Source organism: Streptomyces sp. NPDC094448 (assembly GCF_044763775.1).
Classification (GTDB): Bacteria; Actinomycetota; Actinomycetes; order Streptomycetales; family Streptomycetaceae; genus Streptomyces.
Window position 1 is genome coordinate 239,361 of record NZ_JBIWGU010000005.1, and the last position, 21,582, is coordinate 260,942.

The following is a 21,582-nucleotide window of genomic DNA, read 5'->3' on the forward strand; positions in this document are numbered from 1 at the left end:
TTTTGAGTACGGGACCCGGAGCAGACTCCGCACCCGCACCCGCTCCTACCACCATGTTCAGCTCGCTGAAGATCCGGAACTACCGGCTCTACGCGATCGGCCAGGTCGTCTCCAACACCGGTACCTGGATGCAGCGCATCGCCCAGGACTGGCTGGTGCTCACCCTCACCGGCTCGGCGTCCGCCGTCGGCATCACGGTCGCGCTCCAGTTCCTCCCGATGCTCCTCTTCGGTCTGTACGGCGGAGTCCTCGCCGACCGGCTGCCGAAGCGGGCGCTGCTGCTGTTCACCCAGTCCGCGATGGCCGCGACCGGCCTCGGGCTCGCCGTCCTCACCCTCACCGGACAGGTCCAGGTCTGGCACGTCTATCTGACCGCGTTCCTGCTCGGCCTCGTCACCGTCGTCGACAATCCGGCCCGGCAGACCTTCGTCAACGAGATGGTCGGTCCTGACCAGCTCGCCAACGCGGTCAGCCTCAACGGCGCCAACTTCCAGTCCGCCCGGCTCGTCGGCCCCGCCGTCGCCGGTGTGCTGATCACCGCCGTCGGCACCGGCTACGCCTTCCTCTTCAACGGCCTGTCCTTCCTCGCCACCATCGCCAGCCTGCTGCTGATGCGCACCTCCGAACTGCACCCGTCCCACCGCACCCCGCGGGCGAAGGGGCAGTTGCGGGAGGGCCTGCGCTATGTCTCCTCCCACCCCGAACTGATCTGGCCGATCGTGCTCGTCGGCTTCATCGGCACCTTCGGCTTCAACTTCCCGATCTGGCTCACCGCGTTCGTCCACGACGTGTACGACTCCGGCGCCGAGACGTACGGCCTGCTCAACACCCTGATGGCGGTCGGCTCCCTGGTGGGCGCGCTGCTCGCGGCCCGCCGCGGGGTGTCGAAGCTGTCCATACTCGTGGGCGCCGCGGTCCTCTTCGGCGCCCTGGAAGTCGTCGCCGCGTTCGCCCCGTCGTTCTGGCTGTTCGCGGTGCTCCTCGTCCCCATCGGCATGTTCGGCCTCACGGTGAACGTGACGGCCAACTCCAGCATCCAGATGGCCACCGACCCCGCCGTCCGCGGCCGGGTGATGAGCCTGTTCATGATGGTCTTCGTCGGCGGTACGCCGCTGGGCGCGCCGCTCGTCGGCTGGATCACCGATGTCTACGGCCCCCGGATCGGCTTCGCGGCGGGCGGCGCGGTGTCGCTGCTGGCCGCGATCGGTGTGGGGCTGATGCTCACCCGCGCTGCGGGGGTACGCCTCAAGCTCGACCTGCGCCGGGGCCACCCGCATCTGGCCCTGGTCCCCAAGCAGCAGGGCCCGGCGGTACGGAAGGAGAGCCCGGCCCGGGCGGGGTGACCCGCGCGCCGGACCGGGCGGGACATCGCGGTCAGGGCGTCCCGGTCACCTCCGTCAGCAGCCGGGTGTTGGCCGAGGTGCCCGGTCCGAGGCGGATGTCGTACGAGGGCAGCCCCGCGAGGACGCTCCGGAGCGTCTCCCGGCGGGCCGGGCCGTCCGGGTCATGGCCGAGCAGTCCGAGGACGTCGGGATAGCGGTCCTCGGTCAGGGCCGTGACGAAATCGTCCCGGGACAGCCCGCGCCCGGCCCCCAGCACCCCCGGCACCTCGTCCAGCGCGACTTTCGGGAACACGACGCTCGTCGCCCAGCCCTCGACCGCGGTCTCCACCCCCAGCCAGGAGCGGAGCTGGTCGGGGAAGAACCGCGCCTTCAACTCCCGGGTGCCGTACCGCACGGGCGCCCGGGAGCCCCGGCTGAGGGCCTCGGTCACCTCCCGACGCTGGGCGGGGTGCAACCGGCCGCCGCCGAGGAACCGGGCCCGCACTCCCTCGTACATCCCCAGCGCGTCGAGCAGCCCGAGCCCGACGGATACGGCACCGGGCCACGGCAGCAGCCGCACCCGGCCCTCCTCCGCCCGTACGAACACCCGGTCATGGGCGAGCAGCCGCCACCCGGCACCGGCCAGCAGCAGGGCGCAGGCGGTTTTGCCCGCCCCGCCCGGCCCGGGGATCAGGACCGCCTCGCCGTCCCGTACGGCGGCGGCCGCGCACAGGATCTGCCAGCCGTCCCGCTGGAGCCCGGCCCGCACCATCTCCCGCGCGAACCGCGCGCCGGCCGCCGCCACGACCTCCTCCTCCCCGCCGACCAGATGCAGTTGCCGGGTGTGGGACTGGTAGTGGCAGGCGAGGTCGAGACCCGGCTGCGCGGCGGAGACCGTGCCGTCCTCGTCGTACCGGTAGAGCATGGCCGCCCCGGCGTGCGCGGCGGTCCGGTAGGGGTGGTCGAGGATGTACCGGGTGAGCTGGGAGAGGGCTCCCGCGTCGACATCGGCGTCGACGAGGGGCCCGTGGGCCGCCCCGAGGCAGGACGTTCCGTCGGAGCAGGTCGCGTCCCAGGAGACGCCGAAGTAGCGGGCCGCCCACTTGCAGACTGCCGGGGTGACACTGGTGACGGTCACGGCCTGTCCGGCCGCGGAGATACGGGTGTGCACGGGACGTTCTCCCTCGGTGGGGGTACGGGTGTTGCTCACCGGCCACCGGCCAGGGCCAGGGCCGCCATGAGGGCGCCGACGCAGACGACGTAGAGGACCTGGCCGCAGAAGTGGCGTAAGCCCGGCCCGCCGCGCCGCCGCCGTTGCCGCTGCCGGGGCTTCGGCCGCGTCACAGCTCCGCCTCCGGGACGAGGAGGGCGGTGAAGCACTGGCGCTCCCCGATGAATTCGATCTCGTCCAGATAGGCGCGGTCGTCGTCGCTGATATGGGACCGGTCGGCGACGACGACCCCGTCCGCGAACCCCTCGTGCAGCAGCCGCCGGGCCCGCAGCCAGCCGATGGACTCCTGAGGGGTGTCCCGGGTGGTGTCGTACAGCTCGTGCCCCATATGCCAGTCCTGCCGCCGCGCGTAGTCGCGGAGCCGGGCGAAGACGGGTTCCGGGTCCGTCCCGGGCGTGGTGCGTACGTAGCCGATGACGCGCGGCACCCGGGTCGACAGCGGCCGCAGGAACACGGCGTGGTTGAGGGCGGTACGACGCCGGGTGAGGTGCTGCGCGACGAGCGCGGCGGTTCCGGTGAGGTAGGGCCGGGCGGATCTGGGCGTGGAGGGGCGCACGGGCGTGCTCCGTTCTGAGGGGAGGGTGCGGGGCACTCCGGGGGAGATGCGCACAGGGGGGTGCCTCGCGCCAGGAGTGACGGTGCGTGTTCTCGCCGTCTCCGTGGTGTAACTAGCGTCGTCCATGCCAGAGTTGGACTGCAAGCAGTCGTGAAAATTTCAGAGAATTGGCATATGTGGACCGTCTGAGGAAACACCTGTGGATGATCTACAGGAGATGCCAGACTCTGGGCACGCGCTTCGATCCGCTGGGCATGGTCCGCGAGTTGGTGGGCATCAACATGTCGATGGTCGGCACGGGGCGCGATTTGGTGGACCCGTCGACCGGAAGGCAGGAGCGTGGCAGCAAAGACCGGCCCCACCGTGCGCCGTATGCAGCTCGGCTGGGAACTACGACAACTGCGGAAGAACGCTGGCTACACCCGCGCACAGGCGGTGGAAGGGCTCGCGTTCTCGGAGTCGAAGCTCTACCGAGTGGAAGAGGGGCTGACGGCACTTCCCAAGCAGTCGGACCTCCGTCTGCTCCTGGAGCGGTACAACATCATCGAAGAAGAGGATGTCGAGTTTCTGGTGGACATCCACCGGGACAGCCTCAACCGGGGCTGGTGGTCGGCGTATCGGAGCACGATGCCGTCCGGTATGGCCATGTACGTAGGTCTGGAGGATGGCGCCAAGGCCATAAGGGCGTGGCAGCCGGACTTGGTTTTCGGGCTACTCCAGACCGAGGCGTACACCCGCGCGCTCTTCAAGGGTTTCAAGCTCGTCGATGAACTGACGACGGAATTCCTTGAGCGTGGGGTAGCGCTCCGTATGGAGCGCAAGGAGGTGCTGACGCGTGAGAACCCAGCCGAGATCCGGGTCATCATGGATGAGGCAGCACTCCGGCGACAGGTCGGTGGGCGTGACGTGATGGTCGAACAGTACGAGGAAATCGCACGGTTCGCCGCACTGGACAACGTCAGCGTGCAGATCCTGCCGATGCACGCCACGACGTACCGCTGCTTCCACGACTTCACGATGCTGGAGTTCGAGGGGCCGTTGCCCACTGTGGTTCAGATGGACATCGTGGACGGCGGGTCGAGCATCAGCGACAAGGACACCACGATCTGGTCATTTTCCCGCAGGTTCGATGCCCTGCGGGACGGCGCGCTCCCGGTCGGGGAGACGCCGAACCTTCTGCACCAACTATCCCGAGAGATTTAGAACGATGACGTACACCAAGTCCCTTGACCTCGCCCCCGAGGGTGCGTGGTTCAAGTCCTCCTACAGCGGCGGCAATGGCAACAATTGCCTTGAGGTCGCCTGGTTCAAGTCCTCCTACAGCGGCAACAACGGCAACAGTTGCGTCGAGGTCGCCGACCTCGCCACCCGCGTCGGTGTCCGCGACTCCAAGCAGTCCAACGGCCCCGCCCTCACCGTCACCCCCGCCGCCTGGGCCGCCTTCGTCGGGTACGCCAAGGCATAGCCGCCCGTACCGGCACCGCAAGGGGACCCCGCGCGTAACAGCCGCGCGGGGTCCCCGCATGTCCTTACCCACCCCGGACCCTTTGGCAGCATCAGGCCCCATGAGACTCTTCACCGCCGTCGTTCCGCCGCCGCTCCAGTTCGAAGAGCTGTCGGCTGCCGTCGCGCGGCTGCGGGCGGCGGATCCCGGGGCCGATGCCCTGCGGTGGACCCGGCCGGCCGGGTGGCACTACACCCTCGCCTTCTTCGGGGAGGTGGACGAGGGGCTCGTACCCGAGCTGAGGGAACGGCTCCGGCGCGGTGCCCGCCGCAGTACGCCGTTCGGGATGGCGATCAGCGGTGGCGGGCACTTCGGGCAGGGGATCCTCTGGGCCGGGGCCGCCGCGGAACACGACGACATGGCCGCTCTGCGGCGGCTCGCCGAGCGGGCCGAGGCCGCCGCCCGCCGGGCCGGGGTCGCCATGGAGGAGCGGCGGCACTACACGCCCCACCTGACCCTGGCCAGGACCCGGCGCGGCGCCCCGCCCGCCGACCCGCTCGCGGTGTACGCCGCCGGACTGGACGGCTTTACCGGGACGCCCTGGAGCGTGGCGGAGTTCTCGCTGGTCCGCAGCCATCCGCCGAGCCGGGGCGAGGACTCCTGGTACGAGACCCTCGCCACCTGGCCACTGGGAAAATGAGACGCCGGGTTAGTCTCGTGGGGTGAAGACCAAGACCAGGAACCGGATCATGGCCGGTGCGCTCGTGTTCATGTTCGCGATCATCGCGGTGGCTTCCGTCGTCGGAGGGTAGCCACCGAGACGGTGTCACGGGTGCCGCCGCCCACGGCGTACGGCACCCGTCCCGGCACGCGGCTACCAGGCGTACGCCTCCGGCGCCCCGCCCACCGGCGGGAAGATCTCGTCCAGCGCCGTCAGCAGCTCGTCGCTCAGACGCAGCTCCACCGCCCGCAGGGCGCTTTCGAGCTGCTCGCCCGAGCGCGGGCCAACGATCGGCCCGGTGACCCCCGGGCGGGTCAGCAGCCAGGCCAGGGCCACCTCGCCCGGCTCCAGACCGTGCTTGTCGAGCAGGTCCTCGTAGGCCGCGATCTGCTCCCGTACCCCCGGCCGCGCCAGCAGTGACGCGCCGTGGCCGGTGTAGCGGGCGGAGAGCTGCCCCTCGCGCTCCTTGCGGAGCAGTCCGCCGAGGAGCCCGCCCTGGAGCGGGGACCACGGGATGACGCCGAGGCCGTACTCCTGCGCCGCGGGGATCACCTCCAGCTCCGAACGCCGCTCGAAGAGGTTGTAGAGGCACTGCTCGCTGACCAGGCCGTACGAGCTGCGGCGGGCCGCAGCCTCGTTCATCTGCGCGATCTTCCAGCCGGGGAAGTTCGACGAACCCGCGTAGAGGATCTTGCCCTGCTGGATCAGGGTGTCGACGGCCTGCCAGATCTCGTCGACCGGGGTGGCGCGGTCGATGTGGTGGAACTGGTAGAGGTCGATGTGGTCGGTGCCGAGGCGCTTCAGGCTCGCCTCGACCGCGCGGCGGATGCCGTAGGCGGAGAGCTTTTCGTGGTTGGGCCAGACCGGGCCGTCCTCGTTGTGCACGGCGCCGTACACCTTGGTGGCCAGGACGACCTTGTCCCGCCGCCCGCCGCCCTGAGCGAGCCACTTCCCGATGATCGTCTCGGTCCGGCCCCGGTCACCCGGGCCGCCGTAGGTGTTGGCCGTGTCGAAGAAGTTGACGCCCGCGTCCAGCGCCGCGTCCATGATCGTATGGCTGTCGGCCTCCGGGGTGTAGGGGCCGAAGTTCATCGTCCCCAGGACGATCCTGCTGACCTTGAGACCCGTGCGTCCGAGCTGCGTGTACTCCATGGGTTCATTCATAGTCCGCCGGAGCGCGCTCCACACCGGGATATCCCCCGGTGACGGGGATACGGAGCCCGGTCCCGGGCAGTCGCCGGGGGGCAGGGGTCCACCGATCCGGTCGGCCCGGCCGCGCCGCCGTGACCTGCCATCACGTCCCACCGTTGCACGCACGGGTGGTTCTCGGGTTGACGAAATGGGGCGAATCTCGCGATCCTGAGCGCCCGTGCTGTACGACTGTGACTGGCGTCACAGAAAACCGGAGCCAACCGAAACTCCGCGGAGACGCTCTGACTGCCTGACAGCCGACGAGAGAAGCCGTTTTCCGATGCCCAAGATCTCCATCGTCGTTCCGTGTTTCAACGAGAACGAGGTGATCGAGACCTTCCACACCACGCTCGTCGAAACACTGGACGCCGCTCTCCTCCCCGAGGACCTCGGGCGTCCCGGCGACGGGACCGCGGCCGGCCGCGACGCGTACGAGATCTGCTACGTCGACGACGGCAGCACCGACGGCACCCGCGAGCGACTCAGAAGGCTCGCCGAGACGGACGTCCGGGCCCGCTACACCTCCTTCAGCCGCAACTTCGGCAAGGAGTCCGCGATGCTGGCCGGACTGCGCATGACCCGGGGCGACGCCGTCGTCATCATGGACGCCGACCTCCAGCACCCGCCGGAGCTGATCCCCCGGATGCTGGAGCTGCACAGCCACGGTTATGACCAGGTGATCGCCCAACGCGACCGCACCGGCGAAGGGTTGATCCGGGCCACCGTCAGCCAGGCCTACTACAAGCTGGTGCGCCGGGCGATGGACGTCGAAGTCATCGACGGCGCCGGGGACTTCCGGCTGCTGTCCCGCCGGGCCGTCAACGCCCTGCTGACGCTCCCCGAGAGCAACCGCTTCTCCAAGGGCCTGTTCTCGTGGATCGGCTTCGACACCGTCACCTTCACCTACGAGAACGTCGAACGCGCCGCCGGATCGTCCAAATGGGGCGGGCGCAGACTGATCAACTACGGCATCGACGGCCTGCTGTCCTTCAACAGCCGCCCGCTGCGCCTCGCCATCCACACCGGTCTCTGGCTGGTGCTCTCCGCCCTCGCCTACGCCGTGTGGATCGTCGTCAACGTCCTCGTCAGCGGTGTCGACACCCCCGGCTACGCCACCCTGATCGCCGCGATGGCCGGGCTCGGCGGCATCCAGATCGCCACCCTCGGCGTGATCGGCGAGTATGTGGGACGGATCTACCACGAGTCCAAGCGCAGGCCCCATTACGTGATCCGGGAGACGGACGAGACCACCATGCCCACCACCCCCAAGGCCACGGCCGCCGCCGGGCTGCGCGAGAGGCAGCCCTGACCTTGGCCACCAGCACCGACCTCCCCGCCCCGCCGCCCGACGGCACGCCCGCGCCGGAGCCCGGCGGACCCGGCAAGAAGAAGGGGTGGGCGGAGTACTGGCCGCTCGCCCTCGCCGCGCTGCCCCTCGGGCTGCTCGCGCTCGCCATGTGGTTCGGACGCCATGTCCGGCCCGGCGCCGACGAGTGGTGCTTCATCCCCGACGTCCGCGAGGACGGAATGTGGGGCCTCGTCCACACCTTCTATTTCACCGACAACGGCCGGGTCGCCAACGGCATCCTCGTCGGCGCCTATACGAAGTTCCCCGTCGCCGGACACCAGTGGTACGGGCCGATCAGCGGCGCCCTGATGATCCTGCTGCTCTGGGCCGTGGTGGCGACGCTGCTGCGCCGGACCGGGACCCGGGTGCCGACCGGGGTGCCGCTGCTGGCCGCCGGGATGATCACCGCGGTCTTCCTGTTCGCCACCCCGAACACGTACAAGACCTTCTACTGGCCCGCCGCCTCCGTCTCGCACACCCTCGCCCCGGTGCTCGCGGCGGCCGCCGCGGTCCCGCTGCTGCGGGCGCGCGGCCGCGGCGGGCGGATCGCCGCCCTGGTGGTAGTCGTTCTCGCGGGCGTCTTCATGGGCACCCTCTCCGAGGAGGCGTCGGTCGTCGCGCTCGTCGTGCTCTCCGGCGTCGTCCTCTTCGCCGGACTGCTCCTCGTCGAACGCTACCGCCGCCCGGCGCGGATCTGGGCGCTGGCGGGCATGGGCGGTATCGCCATCGGGACGATCATCCTGGTGACCTCCCCGGGCTCCCGGAACCGCCGCAGCCGCTTCGGCGCGGAGAACGTGTCGATGCTGGCGCCGGAATCGCTGTGGGGTTCGGCGAAGGGCTTCGCCGAGATCCTCGGCACCGTCGTGACGACCTGGCAGTACGCCGGGGCGGTCGCCGCGGGCGTGGTGATCGGGCTGCTGGCCCGGCGCGACCCGGAAGCGCCGCGGGTCCTGCGCCCGGTCCGCCCCGGGGTCCTGCTGGGCCTGGGCGCGGCGGCGTTCCTGATCGCCGGCTATCTCTGCACGGTCATCACCTATCCGGTCTTCGGCGCCAAGGTCGTCACCACCGAGCGGACCTGGAACGACTATCTGCTGCTGTGGGCGTTCCTGCTGGTCGCGGCGGGCGCGTTCCTGGGCCGCCGGCTGAGCCTGCGGTTCACGGCGAGTACGGCCGTGACGGACATGACGGCCCCCCGGCGGACCGGGACCCTCGCCGTGGCGCTCGCCGCCGCGGTCTGCGCGGTGACCGTGGGCTCCCTGGGCTCCGGGGTGCTGAAGCTCGGTGACGATATGCGGGCGCGGGCGGTGAAATGGGACCGCCAGGACGCGTATCTGCGCGATGGCGCGGCCCGCGGCGAGAAGGTGATGCCGTACACCCCGACGAAGATCTCCCGGATGCTGGAGCCGTACAGCCAGAACGGGAAGCGGGCCTGGCCCGCGCAGTGCGTCGCCGACTACTACAAGCTGGACCGGGTCACGTACGCGCGGACCTTCCAGGGCGACTGACGCCGACAGACTGCACGGGTGGGGGCGGGGAGTGTCTCCCCGCCCCCTTTCGGCTGCGCGGCCGGTCACTCCGCGAGGAAGCCGAGCACCTCCCGCTCGAACCTGCCCCGGGCCTCCAGGTGCGGCAGATGCCCGGTGCCGGGAAGTTCCAGCAGCCGCGAGCCCGGGATCGCTGCGGCGGCGGCCCGCCCCAGGACGGGGAAGTTGCCGAGCTTCGCCCGGTTCTCGGGGGTCGCGTACGACTTGCCGACCGCCGCCCGGTCCTCCTGTCCGATGACCAGCAGCACCGGCAGCCGCAGCTTCGGCAGATCCTGGACGACGGGCTGGTGGTAGGCCATCTGGTACGTCCGCGCGGAGGCCAGCGCCCAGCGCGGGTACTCGCCGCCGAGCGTGACGCGGTACCGCAGCTCCACATTCCGCTCGTAGAGCCTGCGCCACTCGACGACGTAGGAGCGGTAGAAACCGCGGATCGCGGCGAGGTTCGTGTTCGCCAGTTCGTCGGCGAAGAGGCGCTCCGTGCTCAGCGCCGGGACCAGCTCCCGGTAGTCCTCCAGACCGACCGGATTTGCCAGCACCAGCTTCCGGATCCGGTCCGGGTGCGCCAGGGCGAACCGTACGCCCAGCATGCCGCCCATGGAGTGCCCGACCACATCCGCCCGGTCCACGCCGAGCCGGTCCAGCAGGGCGACCGTGTTCCCGGCCAGCAGCTCGAAGGAGTAGTCGAGGGCGGGCTTCGACGAACGCCCGAAGCCGACCTGGTCCGGAACGACGACCCGGTGCCCGGCGGCGGCGAGGGAACGCGCGGTGGGCTCCCAGGCGCCGCCGTCGAAGTTCTTGCCGTGCATCAGGAGCACGGTCCGGCCGGTGGGCACGGAACCGGTGGCCGGGGCGATGTCGAGATACGCCATGTTCACCGTCTCGCCCTGGTTCACCAGGGGCAGGAACCGCACCGGCCACGCGGTCCGGTAGCCCTCCATGGCGATACCGAGCGGAACCTCGTACTCGGGCTCCCCGTCCGGTCCGGTGGCCCGCGGCGCGGCGGCGGCGTGCGCGCCCGATGCGCCCACGGCGGTGAGTGCCCCCGCACCCGCCGCCACCGAACCGAGGAATCTTCTCCGACTGCTCAACTGCGCTCCTGAATTGCTGCTTTCAGCCGCCACCGAACGGTGGGGGATACCAGCAAGAAGGGGCTGGAGGCGGCAGAGGTTGCCTCGCCCGGAGCATCGGCCCCGATGTCCGGGGGCAGACGTCAGTATCGGGGCAGGTTTCCCCGGTCCGGCCAGGGCAGGACCGGGCCGAGCCACGCCTCCAGGCACTTTCCGCGCCCGTCCATGTCCCGGATCACCTCCAGCCGGCCGCCGAACGACCGGCACAGCGATTGCACCAGCTCGATTCCCCGCCCGCGCTCCTCGTCGTCGTCCAGACGCCGGGCGGGGCGTGCTCGGGACCGATCATGGACCAATACGACCAGTGACCCGTTGGACGCCTCCACGAGGGCAACGGAGCCGATGTCGTGGGCCATGGGGACGTGCTGCATCGTGTTGGCCATCAGTTCGGCGACGATTGACTCGGCAGCACGGGCCATCTCTTCGGACCGCCTCCACTGGAGGGCGATCTCTGCCGCGATCTTCCGGCACGGGCGGATCTCCCGGAACGCGGGATCGGCACCACAGTTGAACGCCCAGGTGATGAAACGGCCGTCCGGACCATGCGGACGCGCCAACAGGCCCAGCGCATCAGCCATCTCGGTCAGAGTCGGAACCTTGGCCTCAATCCCGGTCTCAGGCATGCGGGCAGCCTAAGTGCGGAGGATGGGGGCATGCAGCCTCCTTCGAGCAACCGCCAGGCCCCGCCACCCCCCAGGGAGGGAACGGCAGACGAACGGGTTGACCGTGACCATCACGGCACATACGACCACGGGCGGGAACCCGGGGCCGGAACGGGGTTCGAGGGCGCCGAGGGGACGGCAGCGGACGCGATCACCGTCACCCGGCTCGACCTCGGGTACTTCATCCGGCCCGCGGCCGAAGCCGGGCTGCCGTACCCCCGGGTCGAACCCGCCCTGGCGTACCTCGTCCGCCACCCCCGCGGACTGCTGCTCTTCGACTCCGGCATCGGCGCGGCCGATCCGGAGACCGAGGCGCACTACCGGCCCCGCCGCCGCCCGCTGACCGGGGCCCTCGCGGCGGCCGGGGTCCGGGCCGGTGATCTCGCGCTGATCGTCAACTGCCATCTGCACTTCGACCACTGCGGCGGCAATCCGCTCCTCCCCGGGGTGCCGGTCGTCGTCCAGCGCACCGAACTCGCCGCCGCACGAGCGGGCGGCTACACCGTCGGCGCGCTGATCGACTTCCCGGGGGCGGTGTACGAGGAGATCGACGGCGAGCACCTGCTCTGGCCCGGGGTGCGGGTGCTGCCCACCCCCGGACACACCGACGGCCATCAGTCGCTGCTGGTGGAGACGGACGACGGACCGGTGCTGCTGGCCGGGCAGGCGTACGACACCGCGTCCGATTACGGTGCCGCCCTGCTGGCCCGGACGGCCGCCGCCGACGGTGCCGCGCCCCCGCTGCCGCCGTATCCGGCGTGGCTGGACCGGGTCGAGGAGTTCGGTCCGCGCCGGGTGGTCTTCGCCCATGACGCGTCGGTGCGGTGTGCCGGCGGGGGACCGGCCCGGCCCGGCGCCGCCGGTGGGTGATGGGGTTGTCCACAGATGGGGGGTGTCGGGCGGGAGTTGTCCACAGGTCACGGATGCTTTACGGCCGGGATGGCAGGCTGGTGCCATGCGTTCGTTCCCGTACGTCTCCTCCGCCGTCTCCTCCGCCGTCACGTCCGCCGTCACGTCCGCCGTTTCCGCCGTTTCCGCGGTCTCCGGTGCCGCCGTTGCCGCTGCCCTCGCGCTGGCTCCCGCGCTCGCCCTGGCGGCCGCCGCCCCGGCCGCCGCCGACGGGCCCGACTCGAACTTCTCGTTCCAGGACGACCGCATCACCGAGTCCAGCGGGCTGGCGGCGAGCCGGGCCCACCCGGGGATCTACTGGACGCACAACGACCAGGACCGGCCGCGGGTCTTCGCCGTCGACTCGCGCACCGGGAAGACCGTGGCGACGGTGACCATGACGGGCGTCGGGACCCCCCGCGATATGGAGGCGATCTCCGTCGGCGCCGACGGACGGGTGTACGTCGGCGATATCGGCGACAACCGGAACGGCACCTGGAAGCACGTGTGGATCTACAGCTTCCCCGAGCCCGCGCAGTTGGGGGACACCACCGTGCGCGCCACCCAGTACACCGTGAAGTACGAGGACGGGCCGCGGGACGCCGAGGCGCTGATGGTCCACCCGAAGACCGGCCGGGTCTACATCGCCTCGAAGAACGAGGACGGCGGCGGGCTGTACGAAGCCCCGGCGAAGCTGAGCAGCTCCGGCACCAATGTCTTCCGGCGGATCGGGGAGGTGCCGTGGGTGACGGACGGTGCGTTCTCCCCCGACGGGAAGCGGCTGGTGCTCCGTTCGTACTTCTCGGCCCGCGGCTTCGAGTGGAAGCCGGAGGGGCGGCTCGGCTCCGACGACCGGGTCAGGGCACCCATCCAGGGCCAGTCGGAAGGCGTGTCGTACACCGCGGACGGCAGAGCGCTGATGTTCAGCTCGGAGGGCGCGGGCGCCGAGGTGCGGCGGGTCGACCTCAAGGACGCGGGCCAGGGCGCGGGGCCCGCGCCGGGCGGCGGCAAGGCATCGTCGGACGGCAGTGGCGGCGATGGTTCGGCTTCGGGAGACGGTGACAGCTCCGTGGACCTCACGACCGCGGTGGTCGTCGGCGCGGGCGCCCTCGCGGCCCTGCTGTTGCTGAAGCGCCTGTTCCGCCGGGGTGCCTGAGGTCCCGCAGCCCCCTGCCCCCGGCCCGTTCCCCAGCCCGTTCCCTATCCCTATCCCTGGCCCTGGCCCTTGTCCAGGACGGAGGGCGGGCGGGGGGTGGTAGCCGGGTCGGGGATCTGCCAGCCCGCGGCCTCGCGTTCGCGCATCAGGGCGTCCAGACCGGCCAGCAGATGCCGGACGCCGAAGGCGAGATGGTCGAACTCCTGGGTGAACGTGTCCTCACGCAACCCGGCGACCAGCGGAAATCTGCCGCTCTCCATCGCCGCGTCGAGGAACGGCTCCTGGGCGCCCCAGAAGTCGGCATGGCTGAGACCGGTCTGCTCGGCCGCCTCCTCCGCGTCGGCGATCATTCTGGCGACGCCCGACACCAGGCTCTGCACGGAGATGATCACCGAGATCTTCTCGGGGTCGGTCAGCAGCATGCCCCGCAGGGTGTAGAGCGCCACGTCGAGACTCCGGACGGTGCTGGGCCCCAGTACGGTCCGCGCCTGGTTGATCCGGAGCAGCCAGGGATGCTCCTGGTAGAGCGTGAGATAGCCGCGGGCCATCTCCTCCAGCGCCTCCCGCCAGCCCGGCTCCTCCTCGTCGGGGCCGGTCTCCCAGTCCCCGGGGTCGCTGACCTTGTCCAGCATCAGGTCGAGCAGCTCGGCCTTGCCGGGGACGTACCGGTAGAGCGACATGGTGCCGGTGCCCAGCTCATTCGCGATCCGGCGCATGGAGACGGCGGCCAGGCCCTCCGCGTCGGCGACCGCGATCCCCTTGTCCACGATCGCGTCGAGCGTGAGCCCCGGCTTGGGGCCCCTGGTGGGACGTTCGCCCAGGCCCCACATCAGCTCCAGGGTGCGGGCGATATCGCCGCTGCCGGTCGTCTCGGTCGTCATGACCTCACCTTATTCCTCCAGCTCCGGACCCTGCCCGGGGCCTGCCCCGAGCCCGTCCGAAGCCTGTCCCCGCCCGGTTCCGGGTAACCGCGGCAGGCCGCCGAAATTAAACCGCGTACGGTGTACCCTTTTTATGGGTACACTGTACGCGGTTGTGGTGGAGCGAGCCGCTGCGGCCCGTAGTGCGGTGATGGCAGTCCGGTGACAGCGATGGAGGAAACGTGAGTGTGAACGCATCCGGGGGCCGCGGTGAGTACGCGGTCCGCGCGGAGGGCCTGCACAAGAGGTACGGGGAGAAGCGCGCTCTCGACGGCCTCGACCTGACCGTGCGCCGGGGCACCGTCCACGGCGTTCTCGGCCCCAACGGCGCCGGCAAGACCACCGCGGTCCGGTCGCTGGCGACGCTGCTGAAGTTCGACGCAGGGCATGCCGAGGTCGCGGGGGTGGACGTGGTGCGCGATCCGCGCGGTGTCCGCCGCCGGATCGGGCTCACCGGCCAGTACGCGGCCGTGGACGAGGTGATGACCGGCCGCCAGAACCTGGAGATGTTCGGCCGGCTCTTCCACCTCGGCGGGCGCCGGGCGAGCCTGCGCGCGGCCGAGCTGCTGGAGCAGTTCGACCTCGCGGCGGCCGCCGACAAGGGCGCGGGGACCTACAGCGGCGGAATGCGCCGCAGGCTCGACCTCGCGGCGTCGATGATCCTCCGCCCGGAGGTGCTCTTCCTCGACGAGCCGACGACCGGCCTCGACCCGCGCGGCCGCGGCGAGGTGTGGGAGACCGTGCGGGGCCTGGTCGCGGAGGGCACCACCGTCCTGCTGACCACGCAGTATCTGGAGGAGGCCGACAAGCTCGCCTCCCGGATCACGGTGATCGACGGCGGCCGGGCGATCGCCGACGACACCCCGGACGGGCTGAAGAGCACCGCGGGCGGCGACCGGGTCGAGGTCGTCGTCGCGGACCGCAGCGAGCTGCACGCGGCCGTGCAGGCCGTGGCCCGGGTCGCCGCCGGCACCCCGGAGGTGGACGGCGACGAACTGCGGGTGCACGCGGTCGTCGCCGACCGGGTCGCCGCGCTGACCGAGGTCGCCCGCACCCTCCAGGATCAGGGTGTCGCGGTCGAGGACATCGGTCTGCGCAGGCCGAGCCTCGACGACGTGTTCCTCCGGCTCACCGGCCACCGCACCGAGAGCGCCCGGAACGACGACGACCCGCAGCAGAACGAGAAGCAGGACCGGAAGCAGAAGGAAGAGGTGGCGGCATGAGCGACACCGCTGTACGGGACGTGAGCACCCGTGAGCAGACCCCGGCCCCGGCCGGTCCCGGCCCGGTGGTCCTGACCGTCCACGCCGACGGCCGTGAACGCCGTCTCTACTGGGCGGTCGCCGACTGCTGGAACGTGGTGCGCCGCGGACTCACCCACTACCAGCGCCAGCCGATCAACATCGTCTGGCAGCTCGGCTTCCCGATCCTCTCCGTCCTGCTGTACGCCTATGTCTTCGGCGGCGCGATGAAGTCGCCCGGCGGCGACTACCGCGACTATCTGATGCCCGGCATGTTCGTGATGACCATGGCCTTCGGCTTCATGGGCACCGCGATGACCGTGGTCGCCGACTCCACCAAGGGCGTCATCGACCGGTTCCGCTCGATGCCGATGGCGCCGTCGGCCGTGGTCTCCGGCCGCGGGGTGACCGACATCCTCGTCGCCGTCGCCGAACTGGCGATCCTCGCCGCGACCGCGGTGCTCATCGGCTGGCGCTCCGACGGCGGCTTCCTCGGCACGCTGGGCGCGTTCGGGCTGCTGGTCCTGCTGCGGTTCTCGCTGATCTGGATCGGTGTGTGGCTCGGGCTCATCGTCCCGAACGCGGAGGCGGCCGGCGGTCTCTACGCCGTGGCGTTCCCGCTGACGATGGTCTCCAGCATCTTCGTCCCCACCTCGTCGATGCCCGGCTGGCTGGGTACGGTCGCGGCCTGGAACCCGATCTCCTCCACGGCCGGGGCGACCCGTGAGCTGTTCGGCAATCCGGTCGCCAGCGACGGGAGCTGGATCCAGGAGAACGCGTTGCTGATGGCGGTGGTGTGGCCACTGGCCCTGACGGCGATCTTCCTGCCGCTGGCGGTGCGCCGCTTCCAGCAGCTCAGCCGGTGAAGTCGGGGAAAGCGGGGGACCAGGGGCAAGCGGGCATACGGGGAAGGGCCCGGCGGACGATTCCGCCGGGCCCTTCCCCGTACCCGTAAAGCCCTGCCGGTGAAGCCCTGCCGGTGAAGCCCGTCCGTCAGAGGCGTTCGATCACATAGTCCACGCAGGCCGTCAGCGCCGCGACGTCCGACGGGTCGATCGCCGGGAACATCGCCACCCGGAGCTGGTTGCGCCCCAGCTTGCGGTACGGCTCGGTGTCCACGATCCCGTTGGCCCGCAGCACCTTGGCGACCGCGGCCGCGTCGATCTCGTCCGCGAAGTCGATCGTGCCGATGACCTGCGAGCGCTTCGCCGGGTCGACGACGAACGGGTCGGCGTACTTGGACGCCTCCGCCCAGCCGTACAGCGCCTGCGCGGAGGCCGCGGTGCGACCGGTCGCGAAGTCCAGACCGCCCTGCTCGTTCAGCCACTTGAGCTGCTCGTTCAGCAGGAACAGCGTGGACAGTGCCGGGGTGTTGTACGTCTGGTTCTTGAGCGAATTGTCGATCGCGGTCGGCAGGCTGAAGAACTCCGGCACATGACGCCCCGACGCGTGCACCCGGGCCGCGCGCTCCAGGGCGGCCGGGGAGAAGACGCCGATCCACAGACCGCCGTCGGCGGCGAAGGACTTCTGCGGGGCGAAGTAGTAGACGTCCGACTCGGTGATGTCGACGGGCAGACCGCCCGCGCCGGAGGTGGCGTCCACCAGGACCAGGGCACCCTCGTCGACGCCCGGAACCCGGCGGATCGGAGCGGCGACACCGGTCGAGGTCTCGTTGTGGGTCAGCGCGTAGACGTCGACCCCGGCCTCGGCCACCGGCTCCGGGTGGGTGCCCGGCTCGGAGGCGACGATGCTCGGCTCGGCCAGCCACGGCGCCAGCTTGGCGGCCTTGGCGAACTTGGACGAGAACTCGCCGAACGACAGATGCTGCGACTTGTTCTCGATCAGACCGTGCGTCGCGATGTCCCAGAAAGCGGTGGACCCGCCGTTGCCCAGGATCACCTCGTAGCCCTCGGGGAGCGAGAAGAGGTCGCTTACGCCCCGGCGGACCTCGCCGACCAGGTTCTTGACCGGGGCCTGGCGGTGGGAGGTACCGAGGAGGGATGTGCCGGTGGCGGCGAGGGCGTCGAGCGCCTCCGTCCGCACTTTGGACGGGCCCGCGCCGAAACGGCCGTCGGCGGGCTTGATGTCAGCGGGAATCTGGATCTCAGCCACGTATCGGAGCGTATCGGGTACGGCCGGTCGGGCGCGGCCCGGTCCGGCGCTTGAGACGGCCCGCCCGACGGGCGGACGCCCCGGGGGCGGCCGGGGGACGAACGACCGGGGAGGACCGGGGACGGCCGGGGAGGTCCGGGGGCAGGCCTGAGGACCGGCGGGGGTCCGGCCGCGGACGGCCCGGGGCTCCGGTCAGGTCTTCCGGTGCAGCGCGAGATCGTAAAGATGTTCTACGAGGGCGATCAGGACGAACTTGCTGGACGAGTGGTCCCGGGCGTCGAACTCCACCATCGGCACATCCGCGTCCAGGGTGAGCGCGTGCCGGATCTGGGCGTCCGTGTGGAACGGCCCGCCGAAGTCGTTGACCGCGACGATGAACGGGACCCCGTGGTGCTCCAGCCGGTCCAGCGCGTACCAGGCTTCGGGCAGCCGGCGGGTGTCGACGAGGACGACGGCGCCGATGGTCCCCGAGAGCATCCGCTCCCACAGGAACCAGAAACGCTCCTGGCCGGGGGCGCCGAAGAGATAGAGGACGGCGCGTTCGTCGATGGTGATCCGCCCGAAGTCGAACGCCACCGTCGTGGCGCTCTTACGGGCGGAGACCCGGCTGGGATCGTCCAGGAGCATGCCCGCCGGGCTCATCGTCTCCTCCGTGTGCAGCGGACGGATCTCGCTGACGGAGCGGACCATGGTCGTCTTGCCGACTCCGAAGCCGCCGACGACGACGATCTTCAGCGCGTTCTCGGCGGTCCTCAGGGAGTCCGCCGGTGTGTCCTCCGGAGCGACCGTGCGCGGGGCGCGGGTCATCGGCGGGGAGCGGTGCCGGTCATCGAGTGTTTGCCTTCCGAGGGGTGGCGGGGGCAGAACTGGAGCCGAAGGTTCCTGATCAAGTGGTCGTCACTATAGGAGAGTTGGCGATCACTTTGGGCGCCAAGTCAAGGGTTTGCCAAGAGTCCAAGGACCCTAATGGCCTCACCTGGGACGTTTCCCCGGGTTTCCCCCCGGTGTGACGTGCGCGACGCGGGCATGCTGGAGCCATGGCGGAACAGCGGACCGGGGGCGGCGGCGGACCGGAGAACGACCCCCGGGGCGGTACGGAGACCCCGGCCGGAACGGAAGCACAGCGGCGCCGCAAGGACCCCGCGGACCCCACGGATCTCACCGGCCCTGCGGAGCGCACGGAGCGCATGGACCTCTCGGAGCGCATGGACCCTTCGGACCTCGCGGATCTGGAGTCCGCGCTGGCCGCCGCCCTGCCGCCCGGTGCCGCCGACTTCTCCGCCACCGCCCGCGCCCTCACCGCCATGGACGCCTCCAACTACCGCCGCGTCCCCCTCGGCACCGTCACCCCCCGCCACCCGGACGACATCGCCGCCACCCTGGAGATCTGCCGGGCGTACGGCGTCCCGGTCGTCCCCCGCGGCGCGGGCACCTCCATCGCCGGACAGGCCACCGGCACCGGGATCGTCCTCGACTTCACCCGCCGGATGAACGCCGTCCTGGACGTCGACCCCGGATCGCGTACCGCACTCGTCCAGCCCGGCACCGTACTCGACGCCCTCCGCGCCGCCGTCCGCCCCCACGGCCTCACCTTCGGCCCCGACCCCTCCACCCACGCCCGCTGCACCCTCGGCGGAATGATCGCCAACAACGCCTGCGGTGCGCACTCGGTGGCCTGGGGCACCACCGCCGACCATGTCCGCGAACTCGCCGTCCTCACCTACGGCGGTACGGCCCTCCGGCTCGCCCGCGGCTGGCCCGATCCACCGGGACCCCTGCTCACCGCCGCCCGCGAACTGATCGACGGCAACCTCGCCCTCCTCCGTACCGGCTATCCGTCCGGACTGCCCCGCAGGATCTCCGGATACGCCCTCGACGCACTGCTCCCCGAGAACGGCGCCGACCTGGCCCGCGCCTTCTGCGGCAGCGAGGGCACCCTCGGCATCGTCACCGAAGCCCTGGTCGGGCTGGTCGAGGAGCCCGCCGCCCGCGCCCTCGCCGTCCTCGGGTACGCCGACGAGACCGCGGCCGCCGACGCCGCCCCCGCACTCCTCCCGTACCACCCGCTCACCGTCGAGGGCATGGCCGACGACCTCGTACCGCCGTCCCGGCGGAACGGGCTGCCGCGCGGCCGGGCCTGGCTGTTCGCCGAGACCGGCGGCGGAACCCCGGCCGAGGCCGGGGCCCGCGCCGAACACCTCGTCAGGGCGGCGGGCGCGCTCGACGCGGCCGTCGTCTCCGAACCCGCCGCGATGCGGGCACTGTGGCGGATCCGGGAGGACGCGGCCGGGACCGCGACCCGGCTGCCCGGCGGCGGCGAGGCCTGGCCCGGCTGGGAGGACTGCGCCGTACCGCCCGCCGCACTCGGCGCCTATCTGCGCGACTTCCGCGCCCTGCTCGACTCCTACGGGCTGCGCGGCGCGCCCTTCGGCCACTTCGGCGAGGGCTGTGTCCATGTCCGGATCTCCTTCGACCTGATCACCGCTGCGGGGGTACGGGCCTTCCGGGCCTTCTCCGAGGATCTGGCCGCGCTCGTCGTCGCCCACGGCGGTTCGCTCTCCGGCGAACACGGCGACGGACGGGCCCGCGCCGAACTCCTGCCGAAGATGTACGGCCCCGAACTCGTCGGCCTCTTCACCCGCTTCAAGGACGTCTGGGATCCGGCGGGCGGCCTCAACCCGGGCACCCTGGTCCGGCCCGCGCCCCTCGACGAGGACCTCCGCTTCGCCGTCCTGCCCCGCGAACCCGTCGACGTCGTCTTCGGCTATCCGGAGGACGGCGGTGACTTCCGGGCCGCCGTCCGCCGCTGCGTCGGCGTCGCCAAATGCCGCGACACCGGCCCCGGGCCCGGTGTGATGTGCCCCTCCTACCGGGCCACCGGGGAAGAGGCCCACTCCACCCGCGGCCGCGCCCGACTGCTCCACGAGATGCTCGCCGGGGAAGTCGTCCGGGACGGCTGGCGGTCCCGGGAGGTCGCGGACGCGCTCGACCTCTGCCTCTCCTGCAAGGGCTGCCGCAGCGACTGCCCCGTCGGCGTCGACATGGCCACCTACAAGGCCGAGTTCCTCCACCACCACTACACGGGCCGGATCCGGCCCCGTACCCACTACACCCTGGGCCGGCTCCCCGGATGGCTGCGCGCGGCCGCCCCGCTCGCCCCCGCGCTCAACGCCCTCGCCCGGATCCCGCCGCTCGCGTCCCTGGCGAAACTGGCCGCCGGAATCACCCCCGAACGGGCCCTGCCCGCCCTGGCGCCCGTCCCCTTCACCCGATGGGCGCGCGGCCGTCTCGGCGGCGAGGCCGCGGACGGGTCCGGGGACGGGTCCGGGGACGGGCCCGGCGGTGGGTCGAAGACGGCGGCTGTGCTCTGGCCCGACACCTTCACCGAATATCTGTCACCGGAGGCCGGCCGGGCCGCCGTGACGGTCCTGGAGGCCGCCGGGTTCGGACTCGTCCTGCCGCCCGGCCGGGTCTGCTGCGGGCTGACGTACCTGACCACCGGACAGCTCACCCGGGCCCGCGCCGTACTCCGCCGCACCCTCGGCACCATGGAACCCCTGCTCGATACGGTGCTCGGTACGGCACCCCTCGTCGTCCTCGAACCGAGCTGCGCCGCGGCCCTCAGCACCGATCTGCCCGAACTGCTCCCCGACGACCCGAGGGCGGCCCGGCTCGCCGCCTCCGTCCGCACCTTCGCGGGCACCCTGGCCGAGTACGCCCCCGACTGGGCCCCGCCGCACCTCGACCGCCCGGCGGCCGGCCAGACGCACTGCCACCACCACGCGGTTCTCGACCCGGCCGCCGACCGGTCCCTGCGCGCCCGCGCCGGGCTCCACGGCGAACTCGCGGGCGGCTGCTGCGGGCTCGCGGGCAGCTTCGGCTTCGAGAAGGGTCACTACGAGGTGTCGGTGGCCTGCGCCGAGGACCGGCTCCTGCCCTCGGTGGCCGCCGCGCCGCCGGATGCCCTGCTGGTGGCCGACGGCTACTCCTGCCGGACCCAGCTGGCGCAGCTGACGGGCCGCAGGGCGCGGCATCTGGCGGAGGTGCTGGCGGACGGCCTCCGAACCGGCGCCTGAGCCCCTGACGCACCTGAGCCCCTGACGCCCTTGGGCCCCCTGA

20 protein-coding genes are annotated in these 21,582 nt (G+C 71.4%); 11 read left to right on the forward strand and 9 right to left on the reverse strand.

What is annotated here, in order from left to right; all coding sequences use genetic code 11:
• Window positions 1-2 precede the first annotated feature (2 nt).
• Window positions 3-1,343, forward strand: coding sequence for an MFS transporter (locus ACIQ9E_RS12055; RefSeq protein WP_403705814.1), 1,341 nt, complete (start codon window positions 3-5; stop codon window positions 1,341-1,343).
• Window positions 1,344-1,374: 31 nt separating this feature from the next.
• Here ACIQ9E_RS12055 and ACIQ9E_RS12060 read toward each other — a convergent pair whose 3' ends face one another.
• The 3 genes from ACIQ9E_RS12060 to ACIQ9E_RS12070 are packed head-to-tail and all read right to left on the reverse strand — an operon-like array spanning window position 1,375 to window position 3,109.
• Window positions 1,375-2,493: a hypothetical protein gene (locus tag ACIQ9E_RS12060; protein ID WP_403705817.1), complete on the reverse strand. Its 1,119-nt coding sequence runs from the start codon at window positions 2,491-2,493 to the stop codon at window positions 1,375-1,377.
• A gap of 35 nt (window positions 2,494-2,528) precedes the next feature.
• Window positions 2,529-2,666 (reverse strand): hypothetical protein, encoded by a 138-nt coding sequence (locus ACIQ9E_RS12065; RefSeq protein WP_366256032.1) that lies wholly within the window; start codon window positions 2,664-2,666, stop codon window positions 2,529-2,531.
• Window positions 2,663-3,109 (reverse strand): hypothetical protein, encoded by a 447-nt coding sequence (locus ACIQ9E_RS12070; protein ID WP_403705820.1) that lies wholly within the window; start codon window positions 3,107-3,109, stop codon window positions 2,663-2,665. The genes ACIQ9E_RS12065 and ACIQ9E_RS12070 overlap by 4 nt, the downstream gene beginning before the upstream one ends.
• A 339-nt stretch (window positions 3,110-3,448) precedes the next feature.
• On the opposite strand from ACIQ9E_RS12070, the gene ACIQ9E_RS12075 reads away from it, so the two are divergent.
• From ACIQ9E_RS12075 to thpR, 3 genes are all read left to right on the forward strand, one after another.
• A complete protein-coding gene (locus ACIQ9E_RS12075) occupies window positions 3,449-4,312 on the forward strand; it encodes a helix-turn-helix domain-containing protein (RefSeq protein WP_403705823.1) in 864 nt (287 codons plus the stop codon).
• A 4-nt stretch (window positions 4,313-4,316) separates the two neighbouring features.
• Complete coding sequence (locus ACIQ9E_RS12080; RefSeq protein ID WP_403705826.1) at window positions 4,317-4,574, forward strand: DUF397 domain-containing protein; 258 nt, start codon at window positions 4,317-4,319, stop codon at window positions 4,572-4,574.
• A 100-nt stretch (window positions 4,575-4,674) separates the two neighbouring features.
• The gene (gene thpR / locus ACIQ9E_RS12085) at window positions 4,675-5,253 is read left to right on the forward strand and encodes an RNA 2',3'-cyclic phosphodiesterase (RefSeq protein ID WP_403705828.1); all 579 of its coding nucleotides are present in this window, start codon (window positions 4,675-4,677) and stop codon (window positions 5,251-5,253) included.
• Between the two features lie 174 nt (window positions 5,254-5,427).
• Here thpR and ACIQ9E_RS12090 read toward each other — a convergent pair whose 3' ends face one another.
• Window positions 5,428-6,426 carry an aldo/keto reductase gene (locus ACIQ9E_RS12090; protein ID WP_403705831.1) on the reverse strand — a complete coding sequence of 333 codons (999 nt, stop codon included), beginning with the start codon at window positions 6,424-6,426 and terminating at the stop codon, window positions 5,428-5,430.
• A 319-nt stretch (window positions 6,427-6,745) separates the two neighbouring features.
• Here ACIQ9E_RS12090 and ACIQ9E_RS12095 point away from each other — a divergent pair, with 319 nt between their 5' ends.
• Both ACIQ9E_RS12095 and ACIQ9E_RS12100 read left to right on the forward strand, forming a co-directional pair.
• Window positions 6,746-7,774, forward strand: coding sequence for a glycosyltransferase family 2 protein (locus tag ACIQ9E_RS12095; RefSeq protein ID WP_403705834.1), 1,029 nt, complete (start codon window positions 6,746-6,748; stop codon window positions 7,772-7,774).
• Window positions 7,775-7,776: 2 nt separating this feature from the next.
• Window positions 7,777-9,318, forward strand: coding sequence for a DUF6056 family protein (locus ACIQ9E_RS12100; protein ID WP_403705837.1), 1,542 nt, complete (start codon window positions 7,777-7,779; stop codon window positions 9,316-9,318).
• A 65-nt stretch (window positions 9,319-9,383) separates the two neighbouring features.
• On the opposite strand, the gene ACIQ9E_RS12105 is transcribed toward ACIQ9E_RS12100, so the two are convergent.
• Together ACIQ9E_RS12105 and ACIQ9E_RS12110 are read right to left on the reverse strand one after the other, a co-directional pair.
• Window positions 9,384-10,445 (reverse strand): alpha/beta fold hydrolase, encoded by a 1,062-nt coding sequence (locus tag ACIQ9E_RS12105; protein WP_403705840.1) that lies wholly within the window; start codon window positions 10,443-10,445, stop codon window positions 9,384-9,386.
• A gap of 122 nt (window positions 10,446-10,567) precedes the next feature.
• Complete coding sequence (locus ACIQ9E_RS12110; protein ID WP_403705843.1) at window positions 10,568-11,107, reverse strand: ATP-binding protein; 540 nt, start codon at window positions 11,105-11,107, stop codon at window positions 10,568-10,570.
• Between the two features lie 30 nt (window positions 11,108-11,137).
• On the opposite strand from ACIQ9E_RS12110, the gene ACIQ9E_RS12115 reads away from it, so the two are divergent.
• The gene (locus tag ACIQ9E_RS12115; protein WP_403705846.1) at window positions 11,138-12,016 is read left to right on the forward strand and encodes an N-acyl homoserine lactonase family protein; all 879 of its coding nucleotides are present in this window, start codon (window positions 11,138-11,140) and stop codon (window positions 12,014-12,016) included.
• A gap of 85 nt (window positions 12,017-12,101) precedes the next feature.
• Window positions 12,102-13,190 (forward strand): WD40 repeat domain-containing protein, encoded by a 1,089-nt coding sequence (locus ACIQ9E_RS12120; RefSeq protein ID WP_403705849.1) that lies wholly within the window; start codon window positions 12,102-12,104, stop codon window positions 13,188-13,190.
• A gap of 50 nt (window positions 13,191-13,240) precedes the next feature.
• Here ACIQ9E_RS12120 and ACIQ9E_RS12125 read toward each other — a convergent pair whose 3' ends face one another.
• On the reverse strand, window positions 13,241-14,071 hold the full coding sequence (locus ACIQ9E_RS12125) for a TetR/AcrR family transcriptional regulator (RefSeq protein WP_403705852.1): 831 nt from the start codon (window positions 14,069-14,071) through the stop codon (window positions 13,241-13,243).
• Between the two features lie 227 nt (window positions 14,072-14,298).
• On the opposite strand from ACIQ9E_RS12125, the gene ACIQ9E_RS12130 reads away from it, so the two are divergent.
• Both ACIQ9E_RS12130 and ACIQ9E_RS12135 read left to right on the forward strand, forming a co-directional pair.
• Window positions 14,299-15,333: an ATP-binding cassette domain-containing protein gene (locus ACIQ9E_RS12130; RefSeq protein WP_403706230.1), complete on the forward strand. Its 1,035-nt coding sequence runs from the start codon at window positions 14,299-14,301 to the stop codon at window positions 15,331-15,333.
• Window positions 15,330-16,217 carry an ABC transporter permease gene (locus ACIQ9E_RS12135; protein WP_403705855.1) on the forward strand — a complete coding sequence of 296 codons (888 nt, stop codon included), beginning with the start codon at window positions 15,330-15,332 and terminating at the stop codon, window positions 16,215-16,217. Before ACIQ9E_RS12130 ends, ACIQ9E_RS12135 begins: the two co-directional genes overlap by 4 nt.
• A 127-nt stretch (window positions 16,218-16,344) precedes the next feature.
• Here ACIQ9E_RS12135 and serC read toward each other — a convergent pair whose 3' ends face one another.
• Window positions 16,345-17,463 (reverse strand): phosphoserine transaminase, encoded by a 1,119-nt coding sequence (gene serC, locus ACIQ9E_RS12140; protein ID WP_403705858.1) that lies wholly within the window; start codon window positions 17,461-17,463, stop codon window positions 16,345-16,347.
• A gap of 192 nt (window positions 17,464-17,655) precedes the next feature.
• Window positions 17,656-18,270: a GTP-binding protein gene (locus ACIQ9E_RS12145; RefSeq protein WP_403705860.1), complete on the reverse strand. Its 615-nt coding sequence runs from the start codon at window positions 18,268-18,270 to the stop codon at window positions 17,656-17,658.
• Between the two features lie 398 nt (window positions 18,271-18,668).
• On the opposite strand from ACIQ9E_RS12145, the gene ACIQ9E_RS12150 reads away from it, so the two are divergent.
• Window positions 18,669-21,539, forward strand: coding sequence for an FAD-binding and (Fe-S)-binding domain-containing protein (locus ACIQ9E_RS12150; RefSeq protein WP_403706231.1), 2,871 nt, complete (start codon window positions 18,669-18,671; stop codon window positions 21,537-21,539).
• Window positions 21,540-21,582: the final 43 nt, after the last annotated feature.